Annotated in this window: 15 protein-coding genes and 1 CRISPR repeat array; of the genes, 10 read left to right on the plus strand and 5 right to left on the minus strand. The window is 57.0% G+C overall.

The features are described from left to right. Positions 1 to 6: 6 nt before the first annotated feature. Positions 7 to 2,115: direct repeats of the CRISPR family, unit length 37 nt; unit sequence GTAGCGCCCGCCTCTCGGGGCGGGCGAGGATTGAAAC. A 135-nt stretch (positions 2,116 to 2,250) separates the two neighbouring features. The 8 genes from VMV64_RS02875 to VMV64_RS02910 are packed head-to-tail and all read left to right on the plus strand — an operon-like array spanning position 2,251 to position 6,703. Continuing rightward, positions 2,251 to 2,511: a hypothetical protein gene (locus tag VMV64_RS02875; protein WP_325328446.1), complete on the plus strand. Its 261-nt coding sequence runs from the start codon at positions 2,251 to 2,253 to the stop codon at positions 2,509 to 2,511. After that, entirely contained in the window at positions 2,489 to 2,896 is a 408-nt protein-coding gene (locus tag VMV64_RS02880) for a type II toxin-antitoxin system VapC family toxin (protein ID WP_325328447.1), read from the plus strand. The genes VMV64_RS02875 and VMV64_RS02880 overlap by 23 nt, the downstream gene beginning before the upstream one ends. Positions 2,897 to 2,927: 31 nt before the next feature. Then, positions 2,928 to 3,599, plus strand: coding sequence for a tRNA (adenosine(37)-N6)-threonylcarbamoyltransferase complex dimerization subunit type 1 TsaB (tsaB, locus tag VMV64_RS02885; protein WP_325328448.1), 672 nt, complete (start codon positions 2,928 to 2,930; stop codon positions 3,597 to 3,599). Beyond that, entirely contained in the window at positions 3,596 to 4,057 is a 462-nt protein-coding gene (gene rimI, locus VMV64_RS02890) for a ribosomal protein S18-alanine N-acetyltransferase (protein ID WP_325328449.1), read from the plus strand. Before tsaB ends, rimI begins: the two co-directional genes overlap by 4 nt. Continuing rightward, positions 4,054 to 4,734, plus strand: coding sequence for a uracil-DNA glycosylase (locus VMV64_RS02895; protein WP_325328450.1), 681 nt, complete (start codon positions 4,054 to 4,056; stop codon positions 4,732 to 4,734). Before rimI ends, VMV64_RS02895 begins: the two co-directional genes overlap by 4 nt. Positions 4,735 to 4,763: 29 nt before the next feature. After that, positions 4,764 to 5,369 carry a LemA family protein gene (locus tag VMV64_RS02900; protein WP_325328451.1) on the plus strand — a complete coding sequence of 202 codons (606 nt, stop codon included), beginning with the start codon at positions 4,764 to 4,766 and terminating at the stop codon, positions 5,367 to 5,369. Beyond that, positions 5,347 to 6,201, plus strand: a complete 855-nt coding sequence (locus VMV64_RS02905) for a YgcG family protein (protein ID WP_325328452.1) — start codon at positions 5,347 to 5,349, stop codon at positions 6,199 to 6,201. Before VMV64_RS02900 ends, VMV64_RS02905 begins: the two co-directional genes overlap by 23 nt. Before the next feature lie 4 nt (positions 6,202 to 6,205). Continuing rightward, complete coding sequence (locus tag VMV64_RS02910; RefSeq protein WP_325328453.1) at positions 6,206 to 6,703, plus strand: TPM domain-containing protein; 498 nt, start codon at positions 6,206 to 6,208, stop codon at positions 6,701 to 6,703. A gap of 12 nt (positions 6,704 to 6,715) precedes the next feature. Here the strand turns inward: VMV64_RS02910 and lplT are convergent, their stop codons facing one another. After that, positions 6,716 to 7,978 (minus strand): lysophospholipid transporter LplT, encoded by a 1,263-nt coding sequence (lplT, locus tag VMV64_RS02915; RefSeq protein ID WP_325328454.1) that lies wholly within the window; start codon positions 7,976 to 7,978, stop codon positions 6,716 to 6,718. A gap of 176 nt (positions 7,979 to 8,154) precedes the next feature. Between lplT and VMV64_RS02920 the strand changes: the two genes are divergently transcribed. Both VMV64_RS02920 and VMV64_RS02925 read left to right on the plus strand, forming a co-directional pair. Then, positions 8,155 to 9,045: a selenium metabolism-associated LysR family transcriptional regulator gene (locus VMV64_RS02920; protein WP_325328455.1), complete on the plus strand. Its 891-nt coding sequence runs from the start codon at positions 8,155 to 8,157 to the stop codon at positions 9,043 to 9,045. Between the two features lie 8 nt (positions 9,046 to 9,053). Further along, positions 9,054 to 9,401, plus strand: a complete 348-nt coding sequence (locus VMV64_RS02925; RefSeq protein WP_325328456.1) for a hypothetical protein — start codon at positions 9,054 to 9,056, stop codon at positions 9,399 to 9,401. Positions 9,402 to 9,564: 163 nt separating this feature from the next. Here the strand turns inward: VMV64_RS02925 and VMV64_RS02930 are convergent, their stop codons facing one another. The 4 genes from VMV64_RS02930 to trhA form a co-directional block, all read right to left on the minus strand. Next, complete coding sequence (locus VMV64_RS02930) at positions 9,565 to 10,962, minus strand: PhoH family protein (RefSeq protein WP_325328457.1); 1,398 nt, start codon at positions 10,960 to 10,962, stop codon at positions 9,565 to 9,567. A gap of 10 nt (positions 10,963 to 10,972) precedes the next feature. Beyond that, complete coding sequence (locus VMV64_RS02935; protein WP_325328510.1) at positions 10,973 to 11,431, minus strand: peroxiredoxin; 459 nt, start codon at positions 11,429 to 11,431, stop codon at positions 10,973 to 10,975. 102 nt (positions 11,432 to 11,533) lie between these two features. Beyond that, positions 11,534 to 13,111: a B12-binding domain-containing radical SAM protein gene (locus VMV64_RS02940; RefSeq protein ID WP_325328458.1), complete on the minus strand. Its 1,578-nt coding sequence runs from the start codon at positions 13,109 to 13,111 to the stop codon at positions 11,534 to 11,536. A 296-nt stretch (positions 13,112 to 13,407) separates the two neighbouring features. Next, positions 13,408 to 14,079: a PAQR family membrane homeostasis protein TrhA gene (gene trhA / locus VMV64_RS02945; RefSeq protein WP_414718821.1), complete on the minus strand. Its 672-nt coding sequence runs from the start codon at positions 14,077 to 14,079 to the stop codon at positions 13,408 to 13,410. Positions 14,080 to 14,121 lie beyond the last annotated feature (42 nt).

The following is a 14,121-nucleotide window of genomic DNA, read 5'->3' on the forward strand; positions in this document are numbered from 1 at the left end:
CCGCGCGTAGCGCCCGCCTCTCGGGGCGGGCGAGGATTGAAACCATTACCGGGGCAAGTACTCCGGCAATAACCGGCGTAGCGCCCGCCTCTCGGGGCGGGCGAGGATTGAAACGGATCAAAAGGAACACTAAAGCGCTGGACGATGAGTAGCGCCCGCCTCTCGGGGCGGGCGAGGATTGAAACTGCCTTGGGTGGGGCCATGGCCGCGGCGACAGATGTAGCGCCCGCCTCTCGGGGCGGGCGAGGATTGAAACTGTCGTATATTCCCTCGCTCATGTTCATGCTCCGTAGCGCCCGCCTCTCGGGGCGGGCGAGGATTGAAACTTTCACGAAGGGCAAAAGGGCGTTACGCCTTGTGGTAGCGCCCGCCTCTCGGGGCGGGCGAGGATTGAAACTTCGATGGACTGCTACGACTGCACGGCCTACGCGCGTAGCGCCCGCCTCTCGGGGCGGGCGAGGATTGAAACGTTCCTGATTCGTTTGATTCCGCAGATGCCGCCAGTAGCGCCCGCCTCTCGGGGCGGGCGAGGATTGAAACACTATGCAAACAGCACGAGCGGATTTGGAACGACGTAGCGCCCGCCTCTCGGGGCGGGCGAGGATTGAAACTCCGCAAAGCGCAAAGCGCAAATGCGGGAAACCATGGTAGCGCCCGCCTCTCGGGGCGGGCGAGGATTGAAACATGGTGTAAGCCATGCGTTAAAGAATATCAATTAAAGTAGCGCCCGCCTCTCGGGGCGGGCGAGGATTGAAACGATGGTTTCTGTCTCTGCTTATGCGGCGTTGCCTGGTAGCGCCCGCCTCTCGGGGCGGGCGAGGATTGAAACGCTAGATTCGACATCGGAACATGGTATTCCATGAGTAGCGCCCGCCTCTCGGGGCGGGCGAGGATTGAAACCGTGAATATATCGCTTGGCGATTTGGTGACAACAGTAGCGCCCGCCTCTCGGGGCGGGCGAGGATTGAAACTCAAGCGTTTCGGCAACAAGGTTTAATCTTCAATGTAGCGCCCGCCTCTCGGGGCGGGCGAGGATTGAAACCGATGTCGAATCTAGCGAAAATCAACGTGCCGATGTAGCGCCCGCCTCTCGGGGCGGGCGAGGATTGAAACGTCATAAACAGGTACTTGCCGGCTTTTTCAAAGTGTAGCGCCCGCCTCTCGGGGCGGGCGAGGATTGAAACCTGTCTGCGCGTGGTATAGCTGGGGCCAGTGGACGTAGCGCCCGCCTCTCGGGGCGGGCGAGGATTGAAACAAGGTGTTGTATCTCGTTTGCAAATTTTTGACGGTGTAGCGCCCGCCTCTCGGGGCGGGCGAGGATTGAAACGATAAAATGCCGGAATACCCGTTGAAAGTTACATGTAGCGCCCGCCTCTCGGGGCGGGCGAGGATTGAAACGTTCGCTATCATTTGCAGCTCGCCGGATTGCTGCAGTAGCGCCCGCCTCTCGGGGCGGGCGAGGATTGAAACTATTGAGCCATAAGGGATCTGGCTGCACTCGTTTGTAGCGCCCGCCTCTCGGGGCGGGCGAGGATTGAAACTCACTCATACCACGCCCTTTGCAGCCGCGCTGTGAGTAGCGCCCGCCTCTCGGGGCGGGCGAGGATTGAAACGGATGGAGTGCATCTGTAATGCTTGGCGACTTTGGGGTAGCGCCCGCCTCTCGGGGCGGGCGAGGATTGAAACACGGTGCCAACCTTACCCGTGCCATCCTTACCCGGTAGCGCCCGCCTCTCGGGGCGGGCGAGGATTGAAACCCCTTGCAAAAACACAAACATTTTCAATGATTAGAGTAGCGCCCGCCTCTCGGGGCGGGCGAGGATTGAAACTCGATCGATCTGGGGCTGCAAACGCGACATCATGGGTAGCGCCCGCCTCTCGGGGCGGGCGAGGATTGAAACCATTTGGACGCGATACACTTCTGGTATGTCGTCCGTAGCGCCCGCCTCTCGGGGCGGGCGAGGATTGAAACAAGCGGCAGGAGTAGACAAGCATAGGGTACGCACGTAGCGCCCGCCTCTCGGGGCGGGCGAGGATTGAAACAGCGCCTTGGCCGCGCTGAATTTCGGCACGCGCTTGTAGCGCCCGCCTCTCGTGGCGAGCGAGGATTGAAACATGGCATCCCCTTAAGCTTGTGAGTAGGTGATCCACACTGGGGAGTTGAACTTGTTATGAAAATCCCCAATATTGCATCCGGGTGGTGTTTGTATTATGCTCTGTATTACAGGATTCTATGCGAGGGAAACCATCATGAGAATGCTTTCGGTAAGGCTGGATGATGAGGAAAGCGCTGCGTTGCAGACCGTATGTGCGCAAACCGGAATGACCAAAACGGAAGTGGTCAAGGCGGGGATCATGAATATGGCCAAGCAGCAGGTTAAACGGAAATCCGCTTATGAACTGGCGGAACAAATGGGGCTTGTCGGGTGCTTTGAAGGGCCTGCTGACCTGGCAGAGAAAGCCGGGGAATACGCCAAGGAACGCATCCGTGAAAAACACCATCCTCATTGATACCGGCCCCATTGCCGCGCTGATGAATAGGCGCGACAAGCATCACCAGCGCGCGACAGAGTTATTCAGGGATTTTTCAGGAACAATGATGACCACTTGGCCGGTCTTGACCGAGACTTCTCATCTGCTGCCTGACCATCTGCGCGTTGGGTTCATGCGCTGGGTAGCGGCGGGTGCGCTGGCAATTCATGAAATGCCGGCCGCGGCCGCTGAGGAAATCGCAGACCTGATGGAAAAATACAATGATCGTCCGATGGATTTGACGGATGCTTCTCTGGTCTGGTTGGGGTCGCATTGTGGGGTAACCCAGATCGCCACGATTGATCTTGACGATTTTTCTGTTTACCGCACCCAAAAAAATCGGCATTTCACCAATATTTTTTGATTCTGATCAAAAAAGTTTCAATCACACAATTATGAAAATCCTCTCCCTCGACTCTTCTACCGAGCTTTGTTCCGTCGCCTTGTGGCTGGACGGCGAAATGCTCGTGCGCGAGGAGTTGGCTGGGCAGCGCCACTCCGAGCTGCTGCTGCCGATGGTGCAGGAATTGCTCACTGAGGCGGGGCTGGATTTGAAGGCGCTGGATGGCATCGCTTTTGGTGAGGGGCCGGGGTCGTTCACCGGCCTGCGCATCGGTTGCGGTGTGGCGCAGGGATTGGCATTCGGTGCGGATTTGCCGGTGGCGGGGGTGTGTACCCTGCTGGCGCTGGCCGAAGCTTCGGGTGCAAGCCGCGCGATCGCCTGCCTGGATGCGCGCATGGGCGAGGTTTACCATGGCGTGTACGAAAAAATCGAAGGCGAGTGGTGTACCTTGAATGCGCCCGGATTGAGTTTGCCGCAGCAGACGCCGGATGTCGCAGGTGAACACTGGACCGGATGTGGTAATGGCTTTGCGGCTCATGGCGAGATATTGCGCAGCCGTTATGCCGGGCAGCTTGTCGAAGTGATGCCCGATGTTTTGCCTCATGCGGCGGAGATCGCCGTGCTGGGTGCAGCGCAGTTCAAGCGCGGCTTCGGCATGGATGCGGCCGAAGCTGCGCCGTTGTATATCCGTAATAAAGTTGCGTTGAAGACAAGCGAACGATGAGCGCCCAGTTGCAGGAAATTGTCTCTATCCGCCCCATGTGCCTGGAAGATGTCGAGGCGGTGGTTGCGATCGAATACGAGATTTACCCTTTCCCGTGGACCTACGGCAACTTTCGGGATTCTCTCAATGCCGGCTACAGTTGCTGGGTGTATGAACTCAGCGGGTTCGTGATCGGCTACAGCGTGATGATGGTAGCAGTGGGCGAAGCGCATTTGCTCAACCTGGGCATTGCACCGGATTGGCAGGGCAGAGGTCTGGGGCGGCGCTTCCTTCACCAACTGATCAATCTGGCGCGCGATTATCATGCGGAAATCATGTTGCTGGAGGTGCGTCCTTCCAATATTGCGGCACGTCGGCTTTATCTGAGCACCGGTTTTTCCAAAATCGCCGTGCGCAAGAAATACTATCCGGCCGAAGAGGGCCGTGAGGATGCGGTTCTGATGGAGTTGTCGTTATGACGGGCAGGCGCGAGCTCTATCTTCAGGAAATGGGCCTGATGCCGGTGTGGCGTGCTCGCGGGACACCGGCTGGTGCGGCTGACCGGGGCGATGCAGGAGCCATGGATTGGGCCGAACTTAAAGCCACAGTGGCAGGCTGCACCTCCTGCGACCTCCACAAGAGCCGCACCCGGACGGTGTTCGGCGTCGGCGACGAGAACGCCGACTGGCTGTTTATCGGCGAGGCGCCCGGCGCGGACGAGGATGCCCAGGGTGAACCCTTCGTCGGCCAGGCTGGCAAGCTGCTCGACAACATGCTGAAAAGCATCGGACTGAAGCGGGGCGATAATGTGTATATCACCAACGTGGTGAAGTCACGCCCACCCAACAACCGGAACCCTCTCCCTGATGAGATCGCGGCATGCTTTCCCTACCTCCAGCGCCAGATCGAACTGATCCAGCCGAAGCTGATTGTCACCCTGGGGAAAGTCGCCTCCGAAACGCTGCTTGGGCGCGAGGCGACCATCTCCAGCCTGCGCGGCAAGGTGCACGCCTACCAGGGCATTCCGCTGATCGCGACCTATCATCCCGCTTATTTGCTGCGCACCCTGCAAGACAAGGCTAAGGCGTGGGAAGATTTGTGCCTGGCGAAACGGACCATGCAGGACATCTGTTCCAAAGACTCAGCTACACTATAAAAAAAGCGTTGTTTACACAGGAGGTCGTTATGCGTAACTGGCTGTTATCCGTTGTTTTGCTGTTGTCCCTGCCCTTGGGCGGCTGCGGCTACAACACGCTGCAATCCACCGACGAGCAAATCAAGGCGAGCTGGTCTGAGGTGATCAACCAGTACCAGCGCCGAGCGGATCTGGTGCCCAACCTGGTGAACGTGGTCAAGGGCTATGCCGCGCACGAGAAAGAGGTGCTGACGCAGGTCACCGAGGCGCGTGCCAAGGTGGGTTCAATTCAGGCGACACCCGAGCTGATCAACGATGAGCAAGCTTTTGCCAAGTTCCAACAGGCGCAGGCCCAGATGACGAGCGCCTTATCCCGCCTGTTGGCGGTGTCAGAGAACTACCCGCAGCTCAAGGCCGATGGCCTGTTTCGCGACTTGCAGGCACAGCTCGAGGGCACGGAAAACCGCATCACCGTCGCACGCAACCGCTATATCAAGGCGGTACAGGAGTACAACGTGACTGTGCGCTCCTTCCCCAGCAATCTCACAGCGATGCTGTTCGGTTTCAAGACCAAGCCCAACTTCAGCGTGGAAAACGAGAAAGAAATTTCCACCGCACCCAAGGTGGATTTTGGTGCTGCGCCTGCCGTCAAGTAAAGCCTGGCTGACCAGCCTGGTCGCCGTCCTGTGGCTGCTTTGCGCACCGTGGGCGGCGGCGGAGGTGGCGGTGCCGCCGCTCAAGGCGGGTGTCACCGATCTGACCGGGACACTTCAACCCGACGAGCAGGCCGCACTGGAGCAAACCCTGCGAGCCTTTGAAAGTATAAAAGGCAGCCAGATCGCCGTTCTGATCGTTCCCACTACCCAGCCTGAAACCATCGAGCAATACGCCATCCGCGTGGCTGACGCCTGGAAACTCGGGCGCAAGGGCGTGGATGATGGCGTGCTGCTGTTGGTCGCCAAGAACGACCGCGCCCTGCGCGTCGAGGTGGGTTACGGTCTGGAGGGGGTGATTCCAGATGCGGTGGCGAAGCGCATAGTCAGTGAAATCATCACGCCCCATTTCAAGCAGGAAGACTATTTTGGCGGCATCCGAGCCGGGGTCGATCGCATCATCAAGGTGATCGAAGAAGAGCCGTTGCCGGATAAGAAATCGTCGCGGTCGAAAGGCGAGGGCGGTAGCGGCGATTGGCTGGCCATCGGTTTCGTGCTTGCAGTCGTTTTGGGGGGCGCAATGCGCGCCCTGCTCGGCCCGTTTGTCGGCGGGCTTGTTGCCGGTTCGGTCGCGGTCGTCGTCGCCTGGCTATTGTTCGCCTCGCTGATGATGGCCCTTGTCGCCGGTTTGTTCGTTTTCATCTTTACCCTCCTTGGCCGTCACGGTGGCGGGGGGTGGTCCAGCGGCGGCGGTGGCTGGTCGGGTGGAAGCGGTGGGGGGTTTAGCGGTGGCGGCGGTGGTTTTGGCGGCGGCGGCGCTTCGGGAAAATGGTGAAAAGATGAAGATCAAACGGCTTGTCAGGCATTTGGTGACTGCCCCATGGCAGATGAGGCGGGCATTTTCTCCGCACACGATGCGAGCCATAGAGGCGGCGATCAGGAAATCAGAAACGACCCATTTTGGGGAGATTCGTTTTGCCGTCGAGGCGGCACTCGATCCTATGGCGCTGCTTTATGGTCGCAGGGTCCGCGAGCGCGCCGTGGAGGTGTTTTCGCAGCTACGGGTGTGGGATACCGAGCGCAATAATGGCGTGCTGATTTATCTTCTGCTCGCTGATCGCCGTGTGGAAATTGTCGCCGATAGAGGTATCAATCGCGATGTCGGGCCGCCGGGGTGGGATAAGATTTGTCGGGCAATGGAGCGTGCGTTCAAGAAGGAGGATTTTGAACTGGGGGTGGTGTCAGGCATACACGCGATTGCAGAGCACCTTGTCCGGCATTATCCAGCCACTAGCGCCAATGTGAACGAACTTCCTGACAAACCCGTCGTGCTGTAAAAAATCAGGGCCTTAGTTCCGGGTGTCGTCGAGTAGTGCGACATCATCGAACTGGCGCTGATTTTTATCGTGCCGCTTTTTCAGGTAATACATCATGCCGCTCACGAACAGCCCAAACAGTGCGATGATTGCGTAGACCGACAAATTCAAATAGACCAGCAACGCATAAAGGCCGGTCATGACGAGGATCGACAGATTTTCGTTGAAATTCTGCACCGCAATCGAATGGCCTGCGCCCATCAGGATGTGGCCGCGATGCTGCAACAGTGCATTCATCGGCACAACAAAAAAGCCTGACAGAGCGCCGATGAGAACCAAGAGCGGCACGGCAATCCACAGGTCGTGCACGAAATTCATGCCGAGAACGATCAGTCCCATGGCGATGCCAAGCGGAATCACTTTCACCGATTTGCGCATCGTGACCATTTTTGCCGCCAGTACCGCACCGATCGCGACGCCTACCGCCACCACTCCTTGCAGCATGCTGGCTTTGGACAGGTCCATATTCAGCGCCGCCTCCGCCCACTTCAGGACGATGAATTGCAGGGTTGCGCCTGCGCCCCAAAACAGGGTGGTGACAGCGAGCGACACCTGGCCCAGCTTGTCGCGCCACAGCAGCTTCAGGCAGTGGTTGAAATCGTGTAACAGATAGAGCGGATTTTTCTTCAGGATCCGGTGGTCCACTCCGGTGTCGGGGATGTACAGGTTGAATGCCGCGGCAATCAGGTAAATGCTGCCGATGATGCCGATACTCATCTCAGGGATCGTGTCGATGCCGGTGTCGATCATCGGGAAATCGAGGTTCAACAGGGCTTGGGCGATGTCCGGCTTGACCAGCAGACCGCCAACCACAGTGCCGAGGATGATTGCCATCACCGTCAGCCCTTCGACCCAGCCGTTTGCGACTACCAGCAGGCGATGCGGTAGCAGTTCAGTGAGTATGCCGTACTTGGCGGGGGAGTAAGCGGCGGCGCCCAGGCCGACGACAGCATAGGCGGCCAACGGGTGCACGCCGGCGAACATCATCAGGCAGCCGATGATTTTGATACCGTTGCTGATGAGCATCACCCGGCCTTTGGGCATCGAGTCGGCAAAAGCGCCGACAAACGCGGCGAGCAAGACGTAGGAAACAGTGAAAAACAGCTTGAGCAGGGGTTCGTATTCCTGCGGCGCATGCATGTCGCGCAGGGCGAAAATGGCGACGATCAGCAGAGCATTATCGGCCAGTGCGGAAAAAAACTGGGCCGACAGAATAATGTAAAAGCCACGCTTCATCTGCTATTTTTGGGTAGGGTTCCGTTCGGTTTTCAGGGGCAGAGAGTAAGCTCTCAGCTTTATACCATGAAACCATGAGGGGTGCCATGCGGCCAATCTAAAGTTGGGATTTAGCCTATCTTTGCGCCTCAATTTGTGATTGAATATACGACCATTAAATTTGCTTATGATCCCTTATGGCAGACCGCCGACTTCAAGTTTTTTACACCGTTGCCAAACAATTGAGTTTCACCAAGGCGGCCGAGATCCTGTTCATGACCCAGCCTGCGGTCACGTTTCAGGTCAAGCAGCTGGAAGAACATTTCAATACCCGTCTTTTCGAGCGCAGCCACAGCAAGATCGCACTGACGCCGGCAGGGCGTCTGGCGATGGAATACGCCGAGCGCATCCTGAACCTGACCGCGGAAATGGAAACCCGTTTGACGGAAATGACCGGGGAGGTCGGCGGCACGCTGCTGATCGGCGCCAGCACGACCATTGCGGAATACATGCTGCCGCGCATGCTGGGAGACTTCAAGGCGCGCTACCCCCAGGTTCAGGCGCGGCTCACGGTTGCAAACTCGGAAACGATCGAATCCAAGGTGGCCGACCACACCCTCGATATCGGCCTGATCGAGGCGCCTTCCCATCATCCCAGCCTGAAATCGGAAGTGTGCTGCGAAGATGAACTGGTGATGATCTGCTCGACGCAGCACGAACTGTCGAAGCTTTCCTCGGCATCGGCCGAGAAGCTTGCCGTCCAGCCCTACATCAGTCGTGAAGCCGGTTCAGGCACGCGCGAGGTGGTGGACGATTACTTCAAGCGCGCCGGCATCTCGCCGGATGACCTGAATATCGCGATGGAACTGGGTAGCCCGGAAGCGATCAAGGGGGCGGTTGAGGCGGGGCTGGGCATTGCGATAGTTTCGCGCGCCACTATCCTCAAGGAAGTCAAACTCGGCGATCTGGTCGCCGTGCCATTGGAACCGCGCCTGATTCGGCCGCTGTCGGTGGTTTATGCCACGGAAAAATTCCGCTCCAAGTTGTTGCAGTCTTTCCTGGACTTCACGACCGCAGCGCTGAAGTAACTTTATCCATGAAACCTGAAGAGAAGGAACTGCTGCGTCTGCTAAAGATGCTTTCCGCGGAGCAGCAGGATACCGTGTTCGCCTTTGTCGAATTTCTTGCTGCCCGTAATTCGGTCGTCGACGTTGCCGTTCCTCAGGAACCCCTGGCTATCCCCCGGCCTGCTGAAGAATCCGTAGTCAAGGCGATCAAGCGGCTACGGGAAACCTATCCGATGCTGAATCCTGACAAGCTGCTGCACGAAACCTCAGGTTTGATGACGAAGCATGTCATGCACGGCAAGCCGGCCGTCGAGGTGATCGACGAGCTGGAAGCCTTGTTTGCCCGGCATTATGAATCGCACAAAGATATGCAGTAGGGTGCGTTCCACGCACCATGGTGCGCACGGCGCACCCTACTCGCCCCTGAAACATCCGGTTTAAAGTCAATATTGTTCGCTTAAGCCCGTTCGCCCTGAGCTTGTCGAAGGGTGAATGGGCTTCGACAAGCTCAGCCCGAACGGTAATTGAACAGTATTGGGGTTAAAGCACCTCCGCTGCATAATCCGCCAGCCTTGAACGTTCGCCGCGCAGCAGCGTCACGTGGCCGGAGTGTTCCCATCCCTTGAACCGATCCACTACGTAAGTCAGCCCGGAGCTGCCCTCGGTCAGATAAGGCGTGTCGATCTGCGCGATGTTGCCGAGGCAGACCACCTTGGTGCCGGGACCGGCGCGGGTGACCAAGGTTTTCATCTGCTTGGGCGTCAGGTTCTGCGCTTCGTCGATGATCAGGAATTTATTCAGGAAGGTGCGGCCGCGCATGAAGTTGAGCGACTTGATCTTGACCCGCGAGCGGATCAAGTCCTGCGTCGCGGCACGTCCCCAGTCGCCGGCATTCTCGTCGGTCTTGTTGAGCACGTCCAGGTTGTCTTCCAGCGCGCCCATCCACGGCGCCATTTTCTCTTCCTCGGTGCCCGGGAGAAAACCGATGTCTTCCCCGACCGGGACGGTGACACGGGTCATGATGATTTCGCTGTAAAGTTTCAGGTCCAGCGTCTGCGTCAGGGCGGAAGCCAGGGTGAGCAGTGTCTTGCCGGTACCGGCCTGGCCGAGCAGGGTGATGAAATCCACCTCCGGGTTCATCAGCAGGTTCAGGGCGAAATTCTGTTCGCGGTTGCGCGCGGTGATGCCCCAGACGCTGTTTTTGAGATGGGTAAAATCCTTGATCGTTTCCAGTACGGCGGTGTTGCCGTTTAATTCCCTGACGATGGCGTGGAACGGCTTGTCGTATTCGAAATAGACGAATTCGTTGATCAGCAGGCCGGCGCAAAGCGGCCCCTTGATGCGGTAAAAGGTATGGCCGGCTTCTTGCCAGGACTCCATGCCCTTGCCGTGGTATTCCCAGAAATCCTGCGGCAGCGCCTTGAGGCCGGTATAAAGCAGATCGGTGTCTTCCAGCACCTTGTCGTTGAAGTAATCCTCCGCAGCATAGCCCAGGGCGCGGGCCTTGATGCGCATGTTGATGTCCTTCGACACCAGAATGACCTCACGCTTGGAGTATTGCTGCTGCAGGTGCATCACCACGCTGATAATCTGGTTGTCGGCCTTGCTGGTCGGCATGCCGGCGGGCAGTTCGCCGTTCATCTGCTTGGTTTGCAGGAACAGGCGTCCACTACATTTGCGATCGTTGATGGAGAGGGGAAAGCCGTCTTCCATCGCGGTCTGTGCGCCGGTGACGATTTCATCCAGGAAGCGGCTGGCCTGGCGCGCATTGCGTGCAACCTCGGTCATGCCTTTTTTGTTGTTGTCCAATTCTTCCAAGGTAATCATCGGCAGGAAGATGTCGTGTTCATCGAAATGGAACAGACTCGACGGATCGTGCATCAGCACGTTGGTATCGAGAACAAATATCTTGGAATGGATGTGTGACTTTCGTGCCATTGGTAACCCTTTATTTAAGCGTCTCGATGAAATCAATCACTTCCTGGGCATGGCCGGCGACCTTTACGCCGCGCCACTCGCGCCGCAGCACGCCTCCGCCGTCGATGACGAAGGTGCTGCGTTCGATGCCCCTGACCTGTTTACCATACATATTTTTCATTTTGATGATACCAAACAGATTGCAGGCGGCTTCTTCCTTGTCGCTGAGCAACTCGAACGGCAGATTCTGTTTCGCCTTGAAATTTTCGTGGGACTTCAGGCTGTCTCGTGAGATGCCGTAAATTTGGCAGCCAAGGGCTTGAAATTCCGGATAAAGATCGCGGAACTGTTGCGCCTCGGTGGTGCAACCGGGTGTGGAGTCTTTGGGATAGAAGTACAGGACTACGGGTTTTCCTTTGGCCGTGGATAAGCGGAATTGCTTGTCCCCGGTCGCGGGAAGTTCAAAGTCGGGAACGGGTTGGTCGAGCATAGGAAATTTTGTGTTGGCCATAGCGTCATTGTTGACAAAAATCGGCACCAGCGCAACAGGCAACATCAGCGTTTTTTGTTCAGTGGTGATGGGCGCGCATATTTATGCCTTGCATGAACATGAAGCAGGCTCATCGGCGGGCTGGGGTGAAGAATTTCCCCCGCAAGCTGCCACTACCTCCGGCTTGGCCAATTCCCGCTCGAGGATATCCATCGTGGCCCGGCCAATATACTCGCTGTTCGGATCGGATGTTTCGATCGCTTCAAGGTAGGCGCGACCGATCAGGCGGCCGAGAGGCTTCGGATTGTATAGCAGCTTTTTGATGAGAAAGGGATTGAAAGTGAGCGGGTTATAGTCCGGCTTTAGGTAGCCCCGGCTGATCAGCAGACGTTCCACCGGTGTGCCGGGTTGAATGCCGATGAAAAAAATGAACGGCAGCACGTTGTCGCGGCCGAACATTTCATACAGCTCCTTGATCTTCTCGACGGTCTTTTGCAGCGTTTGCACTGTCTCGCCGGGCGCGTTCAAGGGCATGTAAAGTTTGATCTTCTGATCGGTGTGGCCGTTCGCCTGGAACATGCGGAAGGCATCCATCTGCTGTTCCAGCGAATAACCCAGGGTCAGCTTGTCGATGATCTCCTGCGATCCGGCGAAAGACAGGTCAACGCTGCTCATCCCCGTTGCCAGCATTTTTCGCGCGATTCCCGGCGTCAGGTGGTTCAGCCGCAGATACCCCGACCAGTTGATATCAATTTTTCTTGCCAGCAATTCGTCCAGGATATGTTCGACATGCTCGGTGCTCCTTTTTGTCGAACAGAACTGCGCATCGGTGAACCAGATTCGCTTGACGCCATATCGCCTGTGCAGTGTTTCCACCTCATTGGCGATCTCGGCCGGCTCGCGGTAGCGCTGCATGGCGCCCTCGATTTTGTTGTACAGGCAGAAATGGCACTGAAGAGGGCATCCCCGTTTGGTATGCACGCCGATGTCATTGTCGAGATAACGGTGGAAGTCGGGAAAAATCGATTCGACGTAAGTGAAATCGACCGCCGTAAGCTGGCGCAAATCGAAGGTTTCCGCGCGGCTGCGATGATCGACCTGGCCGGAGCGGTTCTTGTAGAAATACTCGCCGACCGGCTTGGTGAAACCGTCGACAATCGACAACATGGTGTCCTCGCCTTCGCCGATGACGATCACCGAATCGGGCGGGCATTTCTCGGCGACATATTTGCCGAATATCGACACTGCCGTCCCGCCGACCACAACGCGCGTGGTGGGCAGCATCCGCCTGACCAGCTTCATGTAGCCGAAGTTGCGCATCCGGCTGGCCAGATAGTCATAGATAATCGACAGCGAATCCTTGGCCGCTTTCAGTCTTCGATACAACTTCGGTGAATGGTCGAAGTTCATGACGACGCCGAGGGCGTCGTCCTCCGGATGTGGGCCGAAGGACTGCATGTTGCGCCAGGAGAAAGCCACAATGTCTGGCCGCAAGGTGCGTAGACGCTCCTTCAGCACGCGTTTTCGGTCGGACGGCGCAACCAAGGCCAAATCGAGAAGGTGCTGATGAATATCCGGCCGCTGTTTGTGAATGTAGTCGGCGACATAGATAACACCGCCGGGATAGATTTTCCAGCAGGGCAGACGGACGTAGAGTACTGATTTGGCTTCAGTCGGCATAGTTAATTTTTTTTTATATCGGCCTCAATATGTCTTGAGACACGCCAAAATCCGGCGCGGCTAAAGAAGATTAGGAATATTAGCATGTATTTATATACAACGGAGTTCGGCCATTAAAATTGGCCCACAAAGTTCGTGTTGTTCACTATGGCTAAGCTGGAGAAGGTTAGAATTATGCGTATAGTTTGCAAGGAGTGCCGACATCGAATCCATTGCCGTTAGCCTAAGCTTAGAACCTTGCGCATGTTTTTCGCCCTGTGTTTCGGTGCGGAAACGATACACCCTACCCTGGAGCCTTAGGCCGCATACCAAAGCACTGCAAAATAATGGCATGCGGTACCGGCTATAACAAACAGATGCCAGATTAGGTGGCCATACTGCAGCCGTGAATCGGTTGCGAAAAAGGCTACACCGGCTGTGTAAGACAAACCTCCAGCAAGCAACCAGAGCAAGCCCGCTGTCGGCACTCTGGCAAATAACGGATCGACTGCGATCACGATAACCCACCCCATCAACAGATAAAGGCCGGTGGAGAGTATCGGATGGGAGGCCTTATCGAATGCCTTCAGCGCCACCCCGGCTACGGCAAGACCCCAAACAACCCCGAAAAGCGTCCAGCCCCATGCGCCACGAAGTACCGCCAGCGTGAACGGCGTGTACGTACCAGCGATAAGAAGAAAGATCGCGGAATGCTCGATGACCCGGAAAATGCTCTTGGCCTTACCCATTGGTAACGCGTGGTAGAGCGTAGAGGCAAGGTAAAGAAATATCATGGTTGCGGAGAAGACACTCGTACCGACAATGAATCCAGCGTCTCCGTGCCGTGCTGCATGCATGATGAGCAACGGAGTTCCGACGAGTGCGGCGACCAGTCCTATACCGTGGCTGATGCTGTTCGCAATTTCTTCCGCTTGCGATTGCTCGCGCTTGGGACCTGCAAGCAATATGCGCACGCCAGTCCCTTTCATTCGTTAAGTGTGCATTCTAAAATGACGCTTTATCCTGCACTA

Origin of the sequence: Sulfuricella sp., assembly GCF_035531155.1 — a bacterium.
In the GTDB taxonomy this organism is placed as follows: domain Bacteria; phylum Pseudomonadota; class Gammaproteobacteria; order Burkholderiales; family Sulfuricellaceae; genus Sulfuricella.

Coding starts and splice junctions, on each gene's coding strand:
- tsaB (WP_325328448.1), top strand. CDS start 2,928: ATGAAAATCCTCTCCCTCGACTCTTCTACCGAGCTTTGTTCCGTCGCC.
- VMV64_RS02900 (WP_325328451.1), top strand. CDS start 4,764: ATGCGTAACTGGCTGTTATCCGTTGTTTTGCTGTTGTCCCTGCCCTTG.
- VMV64_RS02940 (WP_325328458.1), bottom strand. CDS start 13,111: ATGCCGACTGAAGCCAAATCAGTACTCTACGTCCGTCTGCCCTGCTGG.
- VMV64_RS02920 (WP_325328455.1), top strand. CDS start 8,155: ATGGCAGACCGCCGACTTCAAGTTTTTTACACCGTTGCCAAACAATTG.
- VMV64_RS02895 (WP_325328450.1), top strand. CDS start 4,054: ATGACGGGCAGGCGCGAGCTCTATCTTCAGGAAATGGGCCTGATGCCG.
- VMV64_RS02925 (WP_325328456.1), top strand. CDS start 9,054: ATGAAACCTGAAGAGAAGGAACTGCTGCGTCTGCTAAAGATGCTTTCC.
- VMV64_RS02935 (WP_325328510.1), bottom strand. CDS start 11,431: ATGCTCGACCAACCCGTTCCCGACTTTGAACTTCCCGCGACCGGGGAC.
- VMV64_RS02930 (WP_325328457.1), bottom strand. CDS start 10,962: ATGGCACGAAAGTCACACATCCATTCCAAGATATTTGTTCTCGATACC.
- VMV64_RS02910 (WP_325328453.1), top strand. CDS start 6,206: ATGAAGATCAAACGGCTTGTCAGGCATTTGGTGACTGCCCCATGGCAG.
- rimI (WP_325328449.1), top strand. CDS start 3,596: ATGAGCGCCCAGTTGCAGGAAATTGTCTCTATCCGCCCCATGTGCCTG.
- VMV64_RS02875 (WP_325328446.1), top strand. CDS start 2,251: ATGAGAATGCTTTCGGTAAGGCTGGATGATGAGGAAAGCGCTGCGTTG.
- lplT (WP_325328454.1), bottom strand. CDS start 7,978: ATGAAGCGTGGCTTTTACATTATTCTGTCGGCCCAGTTTTTTTCCGCA.
- trhA (WP_414718821.1), bottom strand. CDS start 14,079: ATGAAAGGGACTGGCGTGCGCATATTGCTTGCAGGTCCCAAGCGCGAG.